Below are 17731 nucleotides of genomic sequence, written 5' to 3' on the forward strand. Positions count from 1 at the left end.
TTGATGGCGTCTCCCGCAACCGCCCCCCCCCCCCCCGCCTACCCCCAGCAAGCCCGCTGTTGACGTTGACGTTGACGTCGCTTCGGCCTCTGCGGGTGCAGGGCGCAGCCCTGCAGAGAGCCCCCCTACCTGAACGGGGCTTTTTGCGCGAGGTCTCAGCCATCGGTTAGACTAGGCAGGTCTGCAGCGGCCGTCCGTTTCCCTTCGGGATCGCCGGCGTCCGGGGTCCGCCCCGTCGCCCGCCCCCACTCCGACGCCGTTCGTCACGCATTCCAGCCTGCGCTCCGCGCCGGCTGCACCCAACTTCTCGCAGCGCGGTTCACGGGAACGCTCCGAGTCAGCCGATCACTCTGATCTGCCCCCGTCTGTCCGTTCGGACAGGCGTTTCTTGTACTTGGAGCAAACTCAATGTCTTTTGAATCGCTGGGCCTGGCGCCCTTCCTGCTGCGTGCGCTCGCCGAGCAGGGCTACGAAAACCCGACCCCGATCCAGCAGCAGGCGATCCCGCTGGCGCTGGCCGGTCGTGACCTGCTGGCCGGCGCACAGACCGGCACCGGCAAGACCGCCGCCTTCGGCCTGCCGCTGCTGCAGCACCTGGGCACCGCCTCGCAGGAAGTGCGCGCCGGCCCGCGCAAGCCGCGCGCGCTGATCCTCGCCCCGACCCGCGAGCTGGCCACCCAGGTGCATGACAGCCTGCGCGGTTACAGCAAGTACCTGCGCATCCCCAGCGCCTGCATCTACGGCGGCGTCGGCATGGGCAACCAGCTGGACATCCTGCGTCGCGGCGTGGACCTGCTGGTGGCCTGCCCGGGCCGCCTGATCGATCACCTGGAGCGTCGCAGCGTCGACCTGTCCGGCATCGAAGTGCTTATCCTGGACGAAGCCGATCGCATGCTCGACATGGGCTTCCTGCCGTCGATCAAGCGCATCCTGGCCAAGCTGCCGAAGCAGAACCGTCAGACCCTGCTGTTTTCGGCCACCTTCGAGGACAACATCCGCCAGCTGGCGCTGGAGTTCATGCGCAACCCGGAACAGATCCAGGTGACGCCGAAGAACACCGTGGCCGAAACCATCACCCACCGCGTGCACCCGGTCGATGCCGGCCGCAAGCGCGACCTGCTGCTGCACCTGCTGGCGCAGGACAGCCGCGAGCAGACCCTGGTGTTCGCACGCACCAAGCACGGCAGCGACAAGCTGGCCGCGTTCCTGGAAAAGTCGGGCATCAAGACCGCGGCGATCCATGGCAACAAGAGCCAGGGCCAGCGCCTGCGTGCACTGGGCGATTTCAAGGCCGGCCGCGTGACCGTGCTGGTGGCCACCGACATCGCCGCGCGTGGCATCGACATCAACGAGTTGCCGAAGGTGATCAACTTCGATCTGCCGATGGTGGCCGAGGATTACGTGCACCGCATCGGCCGTACCGGCCGCAATGGTTCCACCGGCCAGGCGATTTCGCTGGTGGCGCAGGATGAAGTGAAGCTGCTGCGCGCGATCGTGCGCCTGCTGGGCCGCGACATGGACATCCGCGATGTGCCGGGCTTCGAGCTGCAGGTGCCGATCCGCTGGGGCAACAGTGCGCCGGGCAAGGCCGAGCACGAGACCGGCGAGCGCGCGCCGCGCAAGAGCCACGCACGTCGTCCGCACGGCGATGCACCGCGCCATGCGCATGCGGGCCCGAAGAAGGCCGGTGGTGGCCGTCGCGAGGGCGGTGGCAATGGCCAGCAGCGTGCGGGCGCGGGTCAGGGCCAGCGTCGTGGCGGTGGCGGCAATGGTGGCGGCCGTGGCCGCGGCCAGGGTGGCAACGGCGGCGGTCGCGCCGGCTGATCCCAGCTGAATTGGATGACGTCTCCCGCTGCGCGGGGGCTTATCGAGGGACGGCGCTGACGCGCCGTCCTTTTTTGTTGCTGGCTGCCGGGTGATAAAGCGCGCGGTGTGTTGCGCTGAGGGCGGATGGGCGTGGGGCCAGCGCAGGACCGTGAGGCGCATGGATGCGCCGATCGAGCTTACATGGACGTATCTACAGCGTGTCCTGCGCAGCCCGCCCGGCCTCCCCCACACGCATCAATCAAGGCGCGTAAAACCTCAACCCCGCGCTTTACTCGGATTCACCAGATTCCCGAAGAAGATCGCGTTGATCAACAGCCGATCCGTCCCGTGCCAGTACTTCCGATGCGCCGGGTCATCGGCGAACAGCACCACATTGCCCTGCCCCTGCGCCGACACCAGCAGCCATGCGCTGCCCGCCACCCGCGCGCGGTTACGCTCTGACAGATAGCCGTTCACCCGCGGCGGTGTGTCGATGCGTACCACCGTCGAGAACGGATTCGCGCTTGGCTGCAGCGTCACCGTGTTCTCCTTGTTGATCGCCAGCTGCCGGCGCGGCACGCCGAAGGCCAGCGGATGGCTGGTATCGACGTCGGCACTGAGAATGTTGCCGCTGACCCGCTCGATCGCGGCGATATCGCGCTGGTCACCGAAGGCGCGACGGCCCGCGTCGGTCGCCTCTTCATCCTTGCCGACCGTCTCGCCGTCGGCCAGCTTCTGCTCGATCGCCCATTTCGAGGCGCTGCCATAAGTCACCAGCGAGCCCCCAGCCTGCACCCAGCGCTTGAGCGCCGCCACGGCCGTGGCATCCACGCCGCTGTAGGTTCCGCCGGACAGCACGATGGTGGTGTAGCGGTCCAACGCCACCTTGCCCAGTTGCTGCGGGTCGAGCTTGCTGGCGGGAATCCGCAGCTGCTTATCGAGCAGGAACCAGGCCGAGCCGATCTCGGTCGCGGCCACACCTTCGCCCATCACCAGCGCGACCGAGGGCGTGCGCAGCGCCCTGACGCCATCGCTGCCGAGATCGATGCCTTCGCGGCTGCGGCCACTGGACAGTGCGTGCACCTGCACACCGGCCTCGCGCGCGGCGGCGCTGAGGGCCTCCAGCAGCGCGGCGCCCTGCAGGGGTTGCCCGGCCACCGGAATCACCAGGCTGCCGGCGGCGAAGTGGACTTCGCCCTGTGCGGTGGCGGTGGTGAAGGGCTGGAACGCCGCACGCGCGTTCAACCCCTTGCCCTGCAGCGCGGCCAGCACGCGCCCGGCGTTGTAATCGCGCCAGTCGATGGCATAGGCAAAGCTGGCCTGGCCGCCATTGACTGTGCCCTGCTCCGCCGGCAGCGCGGTCACACGGGCACCGCCGTCGATACGGCTGCGGCTACCCGCGAACGCCACACCGTAGGCGGGCGCAATCGCATAGCTGGTGCTGCCATAGAACACATCGCCCTTGATCGGTGGGGTCTCGGCAAAGATCGAATGCACCAGGCGGAACTGCGCCTGCTGCACCGGCACCACGTAGGCGCTGCCGGCATCGAAACGCTGTCCATCGACAGTGACGGCACGATCCAGAGCGTGCACCTCGATGCGATGCAGCAGCAACAGTTCCAGAAGGCGACGGGTCAGTGCCGGGTCATGCGCATCACCGAACACGAAGCTTTTCACCGGCTGCTGTGCGGCCTGCTTCAGTGCACTCTGGAAGAACTGCTTCTGCAGATCGAACAGGCCGCTGCGCTCGGTCACTGCACCACGCACGGTGCCCAGCCCGGTGGCGATCTGGTTGCGGATGGTGAACGGGAAGGTCAGCAGCCCATTCACCGATTCCTGCACGCGGCCGCGCGAGCTGGCCTGTTCGACGGTCACGCCGACAGCACCATGGAAGTCCGGATAGGTAGAACCGTACACCGGCGAGAAGTTGTCGAAATTCTCGCCGGTGTAGTACAGCGATCCCAACGCATCCAGCGCCTGCGCGTGGTATTTGGCCAGGGTCTTGTTGAACTGGTACGACGCCGGCGGAATCAGCGGGCTGTGCATGCTCTTCGGCGAGGGCTCGAAGTAGTAGGTGCTGTCCTTGCCCATTTCGTGGAAGTCGATCTGCACGTTGGGATACCACTGATGGAACACCTCCACCTTCGGCCGCGACTCGCGCTGGGTCAGCGCCAGCCAGTCGCGGTTGAGATCGGTGAAGTAGTGGTTGGTGCGGCCCTGCGGGAAGGGTTCGACGTGCTCCTTGTCAGCCGGGTCGGCCGAGGCCGGGTCCGAAGCCCAGGCGTTGTGCCAGTTGGCGGCGCGGTCGCGGCCATCCGGGTTCTGCGCCGGGTCGAACAGCACCACGGCCTGTTGCAGCCACTGCCGGGTTTCGGCGCTGCGGTTGGCCACCAGATAGTAGGCGGTCAGCATCGCCGCTTCGGCGCTGGACGTTTCATTACCATGCACGCTGTAGCCCAGCCAAACCACCACCGGGCTGTCGCCGGCGGCGCTGCGCGGCTGCGCCGGATCGACCAGGGTGGCGTGCTGCTGGCGGATCTGCTCCAGCCGCGCATGGTTGCTGGCGGCGGTGACGGTAGCGATCAGCAGCGGGCGGCCCTCGTAACTGCGACCGATCTCGCGCACGCTGATCGACTCCGAACGGCGGGCCAGTTCCTGCAGGTACGCCACCAGCTGGTCATGCCGGGTGTAGCGGCTGCCGATCGGATAGCCCAGGAACTGCTCCGGCGTGGGAATGGACGTATCGAATGCGGCCGCATCGGTAGCCTGCGGGAAGAAGTACGCGCTCTGCGCCTGCGCCGGCTGCGGGCAGGACAGTGCGGTGGCGGCGGCAAGCAGCAACGGAAGAACGGCACGGCGATGCAAGGACACGGTAACTCCCCAGGAACACAACGGCAGGCAATCGCGCGGCCGGCCCCTTAAGGTGACCGGCCGCGGCGGATGGATCAGAACTGGTAATCGAAGCCCAGCGTGAAGTAGCGGCCGCGCAGGTCGTACTGGCTGAAGTCGTACGGCGCGCGGATGCCCGGGAACGAGGCGTCGTACGGCGGCGTCTTGTCGGCCAGGTTCTGCACCTTGGCGTACACGGTCAGCTTGTCCACGCCGGTGTAGGCCAGGTACAAGTCGTACTGGCTGTAGCTGCCGACGCGCGTCTGCACGGCCTTGGCTGCGGTGCTGGCTTCCTGCCGGTAGCCGCTGGTGTAGTACCAGGTCACCGCCGCGTTGAAGTCGCCCTGCTTCCAGTCCAGCGTGGTGGTGGCCTTGTCCTTGGGCAGGGTCGCGCCGAGATTGCTGCCGGCGTAATCGACCAGCGGGCCACCGACCACGGTCGGCCGACGGTAGTCGCGCACATGGGTGTAGGCCGAGGACACGGTGAAGTCACCCAGTGCAGCGGTCGGGATGCGCTGGCGCAGTTCGACGTCGATGCCGGAGGTCTTCAGTTCGCTCAGGTTCTGGTAGCGGTTGTAGACCGCCTGCAGCTTGCCGCGCTCGTCGCGCTGCACCGCGCCGGCCACGTTGTCGTTGACCAGGGTCTGGGTGTTGTTGGTGCCGACCAGGTTGTCCAGCTGGATGCGGTAGTAGTCCACGCTCAGGTTGGTGTTGGCCCACGGCGACAGCACCACGCCGAAGTTCACACTCTTGGTGCGTTCGGGCTTCAGCGCGTTGTTGCCGACGGTGAAGAAGGTCGGGTTCTGCCGCGAGCCCGGCACGTCCGGATCACGCGGGTCGACCACGCTGCCGTAGGCGATGCTGGTGCTGTTGGAGTTCTCCGACAGCGACGGTGCACGGAAGCCCTTCGAGGCCGAGGCGCGCACCAGCAGGATGTCCAGAGGCTGCCAGCGCAGGCCGATCTTCGGCGAGAATGCGTCGCCGAAATCGTCGTAATGGTCGGCGCGCGCCGCAGCGGACAGCTCCAGCGTCGAGGCCAGCGGTACATTCACTTCGGCGTAGGCGGCGCTGACCTGGCGCTCGCCGTGCACTTCGGCGATGGCCGGGCGTACCTGCAGGCCGGCGTCAATCTGCCACGGGTTGTTGGAGTCGAGCTTCTCGCGGCGCCACTCGGCACCGGCGGCGAAGCCGATCTCACCGGCCCAGGTGTGGCCGAGCGTGCCGGAGATCTTCGCGTCGATGCCCTGCAGCTTGGACTCGGCCGGGCGCAGCGTGGCGATGTTGATCGCATCGCGTACCGACTGCGGCGTCGCGGCGGGGTTGAGCAGGTTGTAGCTGCCCGTGGCCAGCGCATCGGCCAGTGCCCAACGGTTGGCGAAACCACCGGACACGGTCTCGCGTTCGCTGCTGCGCGCACCGAATGCGGCCACTTCCCAGTCCCAGTTCGCAGTGGTGCCGCGCAGCCCGAACACGCCGCGATAGGCGGTGGAGCGGTTGGTCTTGATGGTGCCGCCGAGGTCGAAGAAGGTGTACTCGATCGGGATCGCGCGGCCGTACGGGTTGTACGGATTGCTGGCCGGCAGCAGCGACGACACCGGCTCGGCCAGGCCGCTGTCGGCGTTCAACGCGAAGCGACCGCTTTCGAGGGTGAAGAACGGGCTGCTGCCGAACCATGCAGCGCTCTTGATCTGGCTGTACAGCACTTCGCCGAAGGCTTCGACGTTGTCGTTCAGGCGGAAGGTGCCGTTGGCATAGGCCTGGTAGCGCTTGGTTGAAGGAATCAGCGTGGTGAACGGCGCCTGGTTGAAACCGCAGGTATCGCCGGCCAGGCCGTCGATCGGCGCACTGGCGACGCGGGCGGTGCCGGCCGGGCAGTTGCCGCTGGCATCGAGCATCGGCACCGACGCGCCGTTGACCAGGTAACGCGCGCCCTTGGCCGACCAGCCGTTCCAGCGGCCGCCCGGTTGGTCGCTGTAGATGCCACTCTTGGTGAGGTTGCGTTCGTCCTGGTCCAGGCGTTCGCGGTTGTAACCCTGCAGGCTGAAGAGGATGTTGTAGCCGTCGGTGTCGAGATCACCCAGGCCGCCGACGAATTTCAGGTTCTGCTCGTGCAGGCCGCCCTGGTCGGCACCGCCGAAGCTGCCGCCGATCTCGGCGCCTTCAAAGTTCTGCCGGGTGATGATGTTGACCACGCCGGCCACCGCGTCGGAACCGTACACGGCCGAGGCGCCGTCCTTGAGCACTTCGATGCGCTCCACCGCCACCAGCGGCAGTGCATTGAGATCGACGAAGGTGTCGGACAGGCCACCGGCCGGGAAACCGTAGTTGGCCAGGCGGCGACCGTTGAGCAGCACCAGCGTGTTCTTCTGCGACAGGCCACGCAGGCCGATGCCGGCCGAACCGGAGGCCCAGCCATTGTTGGTGGTTTCGTTGGCCGCATTACCGGTGTTGGCCGAGATCGAGCGCAGCACATCGGCCACGGTGGCCTTGCCGGTCTGCTCCAGCTGCTGACGGCCGATCACCTGCACCGGGTTGGAGGCTTCGGTATCGGCGCGCTTGATGTTGGAGCCGGTGACGCGCACTGCAGCCAGTGTGCTGGCTTCGCCACTGGCGTCGGCGGAGGTTTCGGCGGCGGCGGACAAAGGCGCGGCCAGAGCGACGGCCAGGGCCGCCACGAGCAGGGTGTGCTGGGGCATGACGATGTGGGGGAGGTAGTGGAAGGACGACGTAAGTTCCGCAGTAGTCCATGCCTGGCCGGGGTCCGGCCAATAACATCTCTTCATACGGATATAAGAGAAACTATCATCTCTTCATCCGGATGGAAAGAATTTCTTCACAGACTCTCCCGCGCCGACCGGCCGTAGGCGACACCTGCGACGTACAATGGGCGCCATGGAAATCTTCAAAGTCTTCATGATCGAGGCGGCGCACCGCCTCCCCAACGTGCCGCCCGGGCACAAGTGCGCGCGCCTGCATGGACACTCGTTCCGGGTTGAACTGAAGGTCGAGGGCGAGCCGGGCGCGCAGACCGGCTGGATCATGGATTTCGGAGACGTGAAGGCCGCCTTCCAGCCGATCTACGACCGCTTGGACCACCACTACCTCAACGATATCCCTGGCCTGGAGAACCCGACCAGCGAGAACCTGGCGGTGTGGATCTGGAACGAACTCAAGCCCGGCCTGCCAGCGCTGAGCGAGATCACCGTGCACGAAACCTGCACCTCCGGCTGTCGTTACCGTGGCCCGTCCACCTGATCAACCCCTTGATATTCAAGGATTTTCAAAGGCGCCCAGGGCGCCTTTGTTATTTTTGTTGCATTGCCGCATCAACGGCGTATGCTGCATTGCATCAAGTCACTCCCTGATGCCCCATGGCCGCCGCCTTCAGCGATCGCTTCAGTGATGCCACCCGCCAGCTCGCCGCGGCGGCAACGCGCGCGAACCGGTGGGCGCTGGAGAACGCGGAAAGCATGTTCGGCGTACAGCTGAAGGCGATGGAGCGCAACCTGACCGCCACCGGCGGCTGGCTGGGCGAACTGGCCCGCAGCTAGGACGCGGCCGGTGCCCTCTCCAGGGGCGCACAGCTGTGGCAGGACAACCTGCAGCGGCTGGGCCAGACGCAGCAGGACGTGGTCGGTCTCGGCCTGCAGGCCAGCAAGGCCTGGTCCGAACTGGTGCAGGGTTACAACGAAACAACGGCGGACGCGAACAGTCACTGACGCGACGCAACGCTCATTGCATGGGTCCCTCCCCCCATGCAATCCGGACCCGGCAGATCCCTCCCTCTGCCGGGTCTTTTTTTGCCTGGTGTCTGCATTTCGAAGTGCGTCTTCGTCCGGAGTCTCTGCGAACTGAAGGGCCCCGCCGGGGCTCGGCTTGCGGTAGGTAGAGCGCCGTGCTCGCGGCAACCTTTCGATGAGGCGCCGATAGATTCCGAACGCAGGGCGGAGGCCCTTGCGTACGAAGTAAAGGAGGAGGTGACGGCCAACGGCCGGCGCCGGAGGACATTCGTACGCAAGGGCCTCCGCCCTGCGCCACGCAGAATGAATCCGCCACACGCGATGCAGGAACGGCTCAGCGCCCGCGGCCACCGTGCCAGTGCTGGTGCCACGCCTGGAACATCAACACATTCCACAGGTGCGTGTGCCATTTGCGCTCGCCGCGCAGGAACGCCTCCCAGATGCCGCGCACGCGAACCGCATCGAAGCAGCCCTGGTTGCGCAGCCGCTGCGGATCCAGCAATGCCTCGGCCCAGTCGCGCAGCGGGCCGGCCAGCCAGCGCGCCATCGGCGGCCCGAAGCCGCGCTTGGGACGGTACACCAGCGGCTCGGGCAGGTAGCGCGCCAGCAGATGCTTGAGGATCCGCTTGTGCTCGCCGTCGTGGTACTTCAGGTGCTGCGGCAGGCGCCAGGCAAGACGCACCACGTCCATGTCCAGCAGCGGCGCGCGCGTTTCCACCCCCGCCGCCATGCCGGCACGATCGACCTTGGCGAGGATGCCCTCGGCCAGATCCATACGGAAATCCAGCAGCTGTATGCGCGCCTCCGCCGGCAGCCCGGTGTCCTGCTGTTGGAAGATCGTCATCGGTTCACGTGCCCCCAGCACCACCTGCGCCGGCTGCCGCCAGCGGGTGACGCGCTGCAGGTAGTGGCCTTCCACATCATTGGCCGCCACTTCGGCCACCAGCGCTCGCCAGCCCCCCAGGCGGCCGCGTTCGGCGTTCATGCGGGTGCCGCTGCGCCGCGCCAGATCGCGCACCCAGTCCGGCAGGCCACCGCACAGGCGGGCATTGCGCAGCGCACGGCCGTAACTGGGATGGCCAAAGAACAGCTCGTCGCCGCCATCACCGGTCAACGCCACCGGCTTGCGTGCACCCAGCAGTTCGCTGGCCAGCAGGGTCGGCAGCTGCGACGCATCGGCGAACGGCTCGCACCAGACCTGCGGCAGGCGTTGCAGCAGGTCCAGGCCCTGGCGCGCATCCATGCGGTGCAGGTGGTGCTGCACGCCCAGATGCCGCGCAACCTGCGAGGCCCAGTCGCTCTCGTCATGCCCCGGATCGTCGAAGCCCACCGTCCACGCTTCGATCGGAAGCGCCGACTGCGCCTGCATCATCGCCGTCACCAGCGACGAATCAGTGCCGCCGGACAGGAACGCGCCACAGGCCAGCGGCGAGTGCATGCGCGCGGCGATGGCCTTCTGCAGCACGGCCTCCAGCTGATCGGTGGCCTGCTCAAGGTCGGGTGCCGGCTGCAGCGGTTCCTGCAGCGCGCTGTGCATCGCATCGCGCGCGCACCAGTAGCGCGAACCGCCCTGCGCGGCCTGCGCGGAACCGCGCGCGGCGTGGTCGGCAAGATCGATGCGCAGCATCGCACCGGCCACCAGCTTGTGGATGCCGCGATAGATCGTGTGCGGTGCCGGCACGTAGTCGTAGCGCAGCAGCAGGCTCAGCGCGTCCTGGTCGATGCTGGGCGAGAAACCGGCGAACGCCTGCAGCGCCTTCAGCTCGGAGGCGAACAGGAACTGCCCCTGGTGCCAGCCGTAGTACAGCGGGCGCTCGCCCACTGGGTCGCGGGCCAGCCAGAGTTCGCGCGACTGGCGATCCCAGACACTGAAACCGAAGGCACCTTCGATGCGAGACAGCGCCCGCTGTACGCCCCATTCCACGATTGCCTGCAACAGCAACCGCGCGTCGCTGCAGCTGCGTGGCAGGTCGCGCAGTTGCCCCTGCAGGTGGGCGCGGTTGTACAGCCGGCCATCCAGGCACAGCACGTAGCGGCCACAATCCGAGCTGAGCGGCTGCAACGGCGTATCGCTGGGTGCCCGGCAGTGGCCCAGGGCGAGGCCGGCGTCAGCGTCGGTCCAGTAACCGATGCGACCGCGACCGCGCTGCTGCAGGGCCCGCAGCATCGGCGCCAGCTGCTGGAGCAGCTGCCCATCGTCGGCGGGCGGCAGCCAGGCGCCAACCACGCCGCTCATCGCAGGCCCCCATGACGGCAGCGGCAGGACAGGTTGGGCAGGCAGGGGGCAGCGGCTGACATGGGGACGGCACGCGGAGCGGAGGAGACTCCATGCTCGGCGCGGCCGGCGTGCGCTGTCAGTCGCTTTGCTGTCAGCGATCGTCACCGGCCGTGGCCGCCACGTAACGTTTTGTAACGGCAACCGGCTATGCTGGGCGGCAAGGTGTTGCCGGGACTGAGACCCGGCCCACGCGTCAGCAACCCCGGCTGAATGGCGCCCGCCCCCGGGACCCGGGCGGCCCGAAGGCTGGGATAGGATCGCCGCGCTCGTGCCGTGGCGGTACGTTTGCGCCCACGGAGGCCTTGATAATGCTGGATATCGTACTGGTCGAAGACGATGCCCGCCTGGGTACGATGGTCAGCGACTATCTGCAGCGGCATGGCTACCAGGTGGCCCACGAGCGCACCGGCGCGCGTGCGGTGACCCGCATCCTGGCCGAAAAGCCGGCGCTGGTGCTGCTCGACGTCGGCCTGCCCGACCAGGATGGTTTCGAAGTGTGTCGGCAGATCCGCCCCCACTATGACGGCATCATCTGCGTGCTGACCGCCCGCACCGACAACATCGACCAGGTGCTGGGGCTGGAACTGGGTGCCGACGATTACATCGGCAAGCCGATCGAACCGCGGGTCCTGCTGGCCCGTCTGCGCGCCCACCTGCGCCGCCACCGCCGGGTTGAACCGCGTGACGGCAGCCTGCGCTTCGGCGAGCTGAACATCGACCCGTCCACCCGCAACGTGCACCTGCAGGGCGGCCTGCTGGAACTGACCACCGCCGAGTTCGACCTGCTGTTCCTGCTGGCCAGCAACGCCGGCCAGATCCTGGACCGCGACGCGCTGCTGCGCGGCCTGCGCGGGATCGCCTTCGACGGCCTGGACCGCTCGATCGATGCGCGCATCTCGCGCCTGCGGCGCAAGCTGGGCGACAACCCCGAGCAACCGGAACGGATCAAGACCGTCCGCGGCCGCGGCTACCTGTTCAGCCGCTCGGCATGGGGATGAAACGCACGCCCTCGGCGATGCGCGGTCACGCCTTTCATTTCCTGCGCTACGGCATCGGCTTCCTGGTCGCCCACCTGCTGTTGATCGTGCTTGGCCTGTGGGCCTGGGACGCGCTGCTGGAAGACCGCACCGAAGCGGGCCTGCAGGCCGAGATGCGCGGTACTCATGCGCTGCTGCAGCACCGCTTCGCCGAGACGCCGCGCGAACAGTGGCCGGCACTGGCGCGCCAGCTCGACACCGATTTCGCCTACGCCCTGCGCATGGTGCCGCTGGCCGAGGCAGTGAAGGAACTGCCCGCCAGCCAGCGCCCGCCCTTCAACAATGGCCGGGTGCAGATCGATCTGGAGCACATGCGCAGCCTGCAACGCATCGGCGACAGCGACTATGCGGTGATGCTGGGCCCACTGGACGAAGCGTTGCCCGACGAAGGCTGGCAGGACAGCGATGTCTCCGGCGTGGCGATCCTGCTGCTGATCCTGATGGTGGCCGTGGCGCTGCCGATGTACGTGATGGTCTACCGCCTGTGGCGCGATGTCTCGCAGCTGGCACAGGCCGCGCGGCGCATGCGCGATGGCCAGCTGGATACGCGTGCGCCGCGCGCCGGCACCGCACTGGTGCGGCCGTTGGCCAATGCCTTCAACCACATGGCCGAACAGCTGCAGCAGCTGCTGGAAAGCCAGCGCGTGCTGGCGCAGGCGGTGGCACATGAAGTGCGCACGCCGCTGGCCCGCATGCGCTTCGGCCTGGCCGACCTGGAGGACACCGCGCTGGACGAGATCCAGCGCGATGCCCTGGGCGGGCTGCGCACCGATGTCGATCGGCTGCAGCACCTGACCGATGCCGGCGTCCAGTACGCCGCGCTCGGCCGTTGTCATCAGCTGACCCGCCAGCGCCTGCAGCTGGCCGCGCTGGTGCGCGGCGTGGTCGCCCAGTTCGCGCCGCTGCCGATGCCGGTGCAGCAGGCGCTGTCGCCGGCCGGCCTGGTCAACGTCAACCGGCACATGCTGGAGCTGGCCCTGCGCAACCTGCTGGGCAACGCGCTGCGCTATGCACGCCGGCAGATCCGAATTGCCAGCACGGTCAACGATGGCTGGCTGTGCCTGCAGGTGGAGGACGACGGCCCCGGCATCGCGTCCGAACTGCGTGGCCAGGTGCTGCAGCCCTACGTACGGCTCGACCCCGGCAGCCCCGGCTTCGGGCTGGGCCTGGCCCTGGTGCAGGTGGTGGCCGACAAGCACGACGGCCACGTCGAGGTGACCGATTCCGAGCTGGGCGGCGCCTGCATCCGCCTGCACCTGCCGCTGGAAAGCAGCGGCGTGGTGGAGTGCGAGGCCGCCTGCTAGGCCGCCGCTTCCGCGCGCGGCAACGCGAACACGAACAACGCACCCTGCTCGCTGTCGCGCAGTTCGATACGGCGGCCATGCAGCTGCACGATGCGCTGCACGATCAACAGGCCCAGGCCACCGTTCTCGCCACGGCGCGCGCCCAGCGCAGCCGGTGCCTGGAACAACTGCGCGCGCAGTGCCGGCGCTACACCCGGGCCATCATCGGCCACACTCACCTCGACGCTGTCCGGTGTCGCACGCAGGCGTACTTCGATCCGGCCACCCTCGGGCGCATGACGCAGGGCGTTGTCGAGCAGATTGGTCAACACCCGCTCGACCAGGCCCAGGTCGGCGCGCACCAGTGGCAGGCCCGGCGGGAAGTCCGCATGCAACCTCTGGTTGCGGGCCTGCGCGGCCAGCTCGAACTTCTGCAGTACGTCCTGCAGCAGCTCCGGCAGCGCGAACACCTCCCACTCCAGCCGCACTTCGCCATGCTCCAGCCGCGCCAGCTCGAACAGCGCGCGTGCAAGGCGGCCGACCTTGGCGCTCTGCGCCAGCGCGATGCCGAGGTAGCGGCGGCGCTCGTCCGGCGACAGCGTGGCATCCTTCAACGCCAACGTCTCCAGATAGCCGTGCAGCGATGACAGCGGAGTGCGCAGGTCATGCGAGATGTTGGCCACCAGCTCGCGCCGCTGCAGGTCCTGCTGGCGCAGCTGCTGCCATTGCTCTCCCAGCCGCTGCGCCATCTGCGCATGCGCGTGTTCGAGGATCACCAGCTCGTCGCGCTCACCCGGCCGCAGCGGTTCCGGCGGCGGCAACGGTGTGGGGGCGTCGATGTCGAAGGCCTGGATGCGACGGGTCAGCCGGCGCAGCGGCCGGGTCACCCAGTAGAAGGCCACCAGCCCGGCCAGCAGACCGAGGCCACCGACCAGCACCACCGACCACCATGTGGTGTTCCACTGGCTGCCGGCGGCAAGATCATCGGACAGCATCTGCCGGTGCTCGCCCACCAGCACCACGTACACGTAACCGGCCTGGCGTCCCTGCACGATCAGCGGCGCGGCACTGAACACCTTGCGCCCGTCCGCGCTGCGCGGGTCATCGCCAAGGATCGGCAACGGCGCACCGGACAGCAGGCGGCGCAATGGCGTCACGTCCACCCGGTTGCGCACCAGATGGCCGCTGGGCGCATCGTGGCCGAGGATGCGGCCCTGATCGTCCAGCAGATACACCTCGACGCTGGGATTGACCGCCATCAGCTGCCCGAACAGCGCGCGCACCGCGGCGTCGCGCATGCCGCTGGTGTCCATCAGCTCGCTGCGCTGGGCAATGTGCTCGGCCAGGCCCAGCGACAGCCGCTGCACGACTTCCTGTTCGTGGCGCGTGTTGGCGCGCATCTGCAGGGCCAGCAGCGCCATGCAGCACATCAGCATCAGCGCGGCGATCACCGCCGCCAGCTTCTGCCACAGGTTGGGCTTGATCATGCCGCCGCCCCGGCCGGATCGACCAGCTTGTAGCCGCGTCCCCACACCGTCAGCAGCCGCCGCGGGTTGGCCGGGTCCGGCTCGATCTTGCTGCGCAGCCGATTGATGTGGGTGTTGACCGTGTGCTCGTAACCATCGTGCTGGTAGCCCCAGACCTGGTTGAGCAGCTCCATGCGCGCGAACACCTGGTCCGGGTGGCGCGCGAAGAACAACAGCAGGTCGAACTCGCGCGGGGTCAGCTCCAGCGCGTTGCCATCCACCGAAGCGGTGCGTGCCACCGGGTCCAGCTGCAACCCGCCCAGCTCGATTGCACCGGCATCGATGCGCGCGCTCTGCGCCATCGCCTCGGCACGGCGCAACAGCGCACGTACCCGCGCCACCAGCTCCGGCATCGAGAACGGCTTGGCCAGATAGTCGTCCGCGCCCAGTTCCAGGCCGACGATGCGCTGGGTCTCGCTGCCGCGCGCACTGATGATGATGATCGGCACGTATCGCGCCATCGCGCGTGCACGCTGGCACACCTGCAGGCCATCCACGCCGGGCAGCATCACGTCCAGCACCAGCGCATCCCACGGTCCGTCCTGTTCGAGCAGGCGCAGGCCGGCGTCGCCGCTGGCGGCGTGGGCGACGTCGTAGCCTTCATCGCCCAGGTGCATGCGCAGCAGGTCGGCGATGTGGGCATCGTCTTCAACGATCAGCACGCGTTTGGTGGACATCGGCAGCTCAGGGCCAGTGGGGAGGCTGCCCGCATTGTGGCGCGGGACGGCCGCCGATACCTCACGAAAAATTGAATCCTGCGTGAGGATTCGTTGACCCGGGCAGGCGCAGCATGACCCCGTCGCCCCTTCCCGGAGTCCGCCATGCCCCTCACCCGACGCCATCTGCTGGGCCTGGGCGGTGTCGCCACCGCCGCCGGCCTGTTCGGACTGGGCGCCTGCAGCCGTGCCGCACCGGCCGCCGCCGAGACCCGTCCAGCGCGGCAGTTCGAGGTCATGCACAGCGATGCGCAATGGCGCCAGCAGCTGACCCCGGCGCAGTACGCGGTGCTGCGCCAGCAGGCCACCGAACGGCCCTGGAGCAGCCCGCTCAACAAGGAACACCGGCAGGGCACCTTCGCCTGCGCCGGCTGCGCGCTGCCGCTGTTCTCCTCCTCCACCAAGTTCGAGAGCGGTACCGGCTGGCCCAGCTTCTGGGCACCGCTGCACAACGCAATCGGCGAGGACCGCGACGTCACCTTCGGCATGCTGCGGGTGGAAGTGCACTGCCGGCGCTGTGGCGGCCATCTCGGCCACGTCTTCAACGATGGCCCGCGCCCGACCGGGCTGCGCTACTGCATGAACGGTGCGGCCATGGTGTTTGTTCCCGGCGCCGGTGATGGCGCTGCCGACGGCTGGCGCGTGCCGGTCGGTTCTTCCCCTGTTTCCGGAGCCTGACGATGCTGCTGTTGCTGCTTGCCTACCTGGGGGGCGCACTGACCCTGCTCAGCCCATGCATCCTGCCGGTGCTGCCGTTCGTGTTCGCACGCGCCGACCGCCCCTTCCTGCGCAGCACGCTGCCGCTGCTGCTGGGCATGGCACTCACCTTCACCGTGGTTGCCAGCCTGGCCGCGGTGGGCAGCCAATGGGTGGCACAGGCCAACCAGATCGGACGCTGGATCGCCCTGCTGCTGATGGCGCTGTTCGCGCTGGCCTTGCTGTGGCCGCGGCTGGCCGACCATCTGCTGGCGCCGTTCCAGCGCGTGGGTGCGCGGCTGAGTGCGCGCGCCGATGCCGCTGATGCCGCCGGCCGTGGCGGGGCGTGGACCTCGCTGCTGATCGGCATCGCCACCGGCCTGCTGTGGGCGCCCTGCGCTGGGCCGATCCTTGGTCTGGTGCTGACCGGCGCGGCCCTGCACGGCGCCAGCGCCGGCACCAGCACGCTGCTGCTGGCCTACGCGCTGGGGGCCATTACCGCACTGGCCTTGGCGGTCTGGGTGGGCGGCCGCGTGTTCCGCGCCCTGCAGGCACGCCTCGGCCTGGGTGACGTGCTGCGCAAGATGTTGGGCGTGGCCGCGCTGCTGGCGGTGGTGGCGATCGGTCTGGGCTGGGATACCGGCCTGCTGACCCGCCTGTCCACGCTCAGCACCGCGCGCATCGAACAGGGCCTGCTCGATGCGGTGCCCGGCGCGCAGCCGGCGGCACCGCCGATGATGATGATGGCCGGTGCCAACGCCGCTGCCGATGCACCGCTGCCGGTGGAAGGCACCCTGCCCGCGCTGGACGGTGCCACCGGCTGGCTCAACAGCCCGCCGCTGAGCGCCCAGCAGCTGCGCGGCAAGGTAGTACTGGTCGATTTCTGGACATACTCCTGCATCAACTGCCTGCGCGCGATGCCGTTCGTGCACGAATGGGAGCGCCGCTACCGCGACCACGGCCTGGTGGTGATCGGCGTGCACACCCCGGAGTTCGCTTTCGAACGTGACCCACGCAACGTGATGAAGGCGGTTGAGCAGTTGAAGGTCGCCTACCCGGTGGCGCTGGACAACCAGTACACGATCTGGCGCGCGTTCAACAACCGCTACTGGCCAGCGCAGTACTTCGTCGATGCCCAGGGCAACATCCGTGGCCACCAGTTCGGTGAAGGCAACTACGCGCGTTCGGAACAGGTGATCCGCCGCCTGCTGGCCGAGGCCGGCCAGACGAATCTGCCGCCACCGGCCGATCCCGCCGCTGCCGAGCTGAAGGGCGTGGCCGCGCAGGCCGACATGGGCAACCTGCGTTCGCCGGAGACCTACCTGGGCCACGCCCGCGCCGAGCAGTTCGCCTCGCCCGGTGGACAGCGTGCCGATACCGCCTTCGACTACTCGCTGCCCACTGCGCTGGCGCTGAACCAGTGGGGACTGTCCGGCCACTGGACGGTCACCGACGAGGCGGCACAGCTGCAACAGGCCGGCGGCCGTATCGCCTTCCAGTTCCATGCGCGCGACCTGCACCTGGTGCTGGCGCCGAGCCAGGAAGGAAAGCCGGTGCGCTTCCGCGTGCTGCTCGATGGCAAGCCGCTGCCGGCCACTGACGCCGGCAGCGATGTGGGCGCCGACGGCAGTGGCGTGGTCGACGAACACCGCCTGTACCAGCTGGTGCGCCAGCGCGGCACGGTCGGCCCGCACCGCTTCGAGATCGAGTTCCTCGATGCGGGCGTACAGGCCTATGCCTTCACCTTCGGTTGAACCAGG

The 17731-nt window shown here is 68.1% G+C and carries 11 protein-coding genes and 1 pseudogene; 7 read left to right on the forward strand and 5 right to left on the reverse strand.

The window, feature by feature from the left end:
* The first annotated feature begins 408 nt into the window (after positions 1-408).
* The gene (locus AC5YGJ_RS15535) at positions 409-1824 is read left to right on the forward strand and encodes a DEAD/DEAH box helicase (protein WP_249842020.1); all 1416 of its coding nucleotides are present in this window, start codon (positions 409-411) and stop codon (positions 1822-1824) included.
* A gap of 258 nt (positions 1825-2082) precedes the next feature.
* On the opposite strand, the gene AC5YGJ_RS15540 is transcribed toward AC5YGJ_RS15535, so the two are convergent.
* On the reverse strand, positions 2083-4677 hold the full coding sequence (locus tag AC5YGJ_RS15540; RefSeq protein WP_496187054.1) for a M14 family metallopeptidase: 2595 nt from the start codon (positions 4675-4677) through the stop codon (positions 2083-2085).
* A gap of 74 nt (positions 4678-4751) precedes the next feature.
* Entirely contained in the window at positions 4752-7391 is a 2640-nt protein-coding gene (locus tag AC5YGJ_RS15545) for a TonB-dependent receptor (RefSeq protein WP_496187055.1), read from the reverse strand.
* Between the two features lie 196 nt (positions 7392-7587).
* On the opposite strand from AC5YGJ_RS15545, the gene queD reads away from it, so the two are divergent.
* Together queD and AC5YGJ_RS15555 are read left to right on the forward strand one after the other, a co-directional pair.
* Complete coding sequence (gene queD, locus AC5YGJ_RS15550) at positions 7588-7950, forward strand: 6-carboxytetrahydropterin synthase QueD (protein ID WP_496187056.1); 363 nt, start codon at positions 7588-7590, stop codon at positions 7948-7950.
* A gap of 116 nt (positions 7951-8066) precedes the next feature.
* Positions 8067-8414: pseudogene (locus tag AC5YGJ_RS15555) on the forward strand (phasin family protein).
* A gap of 355 nt (positions 8415-8769) precedes the next feature.
* Here the strand turns inward: AC5YGJ_RS15555 and asnB are convergent.
* Positions 8770-10671 carry an asparagine synthase (glutamine-hydrolyzing) gene (asnB, locus tag AC5YGJ_RS15560; RefSeq protein WP_496187057.1) on the reverse strand — a complete coding sequence of 634 codons (1902 nt, stop codon included), beginning with the start codon at positions 10669-10671 and terminating at the stop codon, positions 8770-8772.
* 350 nt (positions 10672-11021) lie between these two features.
* On the opposite strand from asnB, the gene AC5YGJ_RS15565 reads away from it, so the two are divergent.
* Both AC5YGJ_RS15565 and AC5YGJ_RS15570 read left to right on the forward strand, forming a co-directional pair.
* Positions 11022-11711 carry a winged helix-turn-helix domain-containing protein gene (locus AC5YGJ_RS15565; RefSeq protein ID WP_249842026.1) on the forward strand — a complete coding sequence of 230 codons (690 nt, stop codon included), beginning with the start codon at positions 11022-11024 and terminating at the stop codon, positions 11709-11711.
* Positions 11708-13054 carry an ATP-binding protein gene (locus AC5YGJ_RS15570; protein ID WP_496187058.1) on the forward strand — a complete coding sequence of 449 codons (1347 nt, stop codon included), beginning with the start codon at positions 11708-11710 and terminating at the stop codon, positions 13052-13054. The genes AC5YGJ_RS15565 and AC5YGJ_RS15570 overlap by 4 nt, the downstream gene beginning before the upstream one ends.
* On the opposite strand, the gene AC5YGJ_RS15575 is transcribed toward AC5YGJ_RS15570, so the two are convergent.
* A complete protein-coding gene (locus AC5YGJ_RS15575) occupies positions 13051-14520 on the reverse strand; it encodes a sensor histidine kinase (protein ID WP_496187059.1) in 1470 nt (489 codons plus the stop codon). The genes AC5YGJ_RS15570 and AC5YGJ_RS15575 overlap by 4 nt on opposite strands.
* On the reverse strand, positions 14517-15236 hold the full coding sequence (locus AC5YGJ_RS15580) for a response regulator transcription factor (protein WP_014035866.1): 720 nt from the start codon (positions 15234-15236) through the stop codon (positions 14517-14519). Before AC5YGJ_RS15580 ends, AC5YGJ_RS15575 begins: the two co-directional genes overlap by 4 nt.
* Before the next feature lie 144 nt (positions 15237-15380).
* Between AC5YGJ_RS15580 and msrB the strand changes: the two genes are divergently transcribed.
* Positions 15381-15953, forward strand: coding sequence for a peptide-methionine (R)-S-oxide reductase MsrB (msrB, locus tag AC5YGJ_RS15585; RefSeq protein WP_496187060.1), 573 nt, complete (start codon positions 15381-15383; stop codon positions 15951-15953).
* 2 nt (positions 15954-15955) lie between these two features.
* Positions 15956-17725: a cytochrome c biogenesis protein DipZ gene (locus tag AC5YGJ_RS15590; RefSeq protein WP_249842030.1), complete on the forward strand. Its 1770-nt coding sequence runs from the start codon at positions 15956-15958 to the stop codon at positions 17723-17725.
* Positions 17726-17731: the final 6 nt, after the last annotated feature.

The organism is Stenotrophomonas sp. CS3K5 (genome assembly GCF_059515225.1).

Bases quoted from the DNA above. Each gene is read 5' to 3' on its own strand.
- AC5YGJ_RS15590 (WP_249842030.1), top strand. From the start codon at position 15,956: ATGCTGCTGTTGCTGCTTGCCTACCTGGGGGGCGCACTGACCCTGCTC.
- AC5YGJ_RS15580 (WP_014035866.1), bottom strand. From the start codon at position 15,236: ATGTCCACCAAACGCGTGCTGATCGTTGAAGACGATGCCCACATCGCC.
- AC5YGJ_RS15535 (WP_249842020.1), top strand. From the start codon at position 409: ATGTCTTTTGAATCGCTGGGCCTGGCGCCCTTCCTGCTGCGTGCGCTC.
- msrB (WP_496187060.1), top strand. From the start codon at position 15,381: ATGCCCCTCACCCGACGCCATCTGCTGGGCCTGGGCGGTGTCGCCACC.
- queD (WP_496187056.1), top strand. From the start codon at position 7,588: ATGGAAATCTTCAAAGTCTTCATGATCGAGGCGGCGCACCGCCTCCCC.
- AC5YGJ_RS15565 (WP_249842026.1), top strand. From the start codon at position 11,022: ATGCTGGATATCGTACTGGTCGAAGACGATGCCCGCCTGGGTACGATG.
- AC5YGJ_RS15575 (WP_496187059.1), bottom strand. From the start codon at position 14,520: ATGATCAAGCCCAACCTGTGGCAGAAGCTGGCGGCGGTGATCGCCGCG.
- asnB (WP_496187057.1), bottom strand. From the start codon at position 10,671: ATGAGCGGCGTGGTTGGCGCCTGGCTGCCGCCCGCCGACGATGGGCAG.
- AC5YGJ_RS15545 (WP_496187055.1), bottom strand. From the start codon at position 7,391: ATGCCCCAGCACACCCTGCTCGTGGCGGCCCTGGCCGTCGCTCTGGCC.
- AC5YGJ_RS15570 (WP_496187058.1), top strand. From the start codon at position 11,708: ATGAAACGCACGCCCTCGGCGATGCGCGGTCACGCCTTTCATTTCCTG.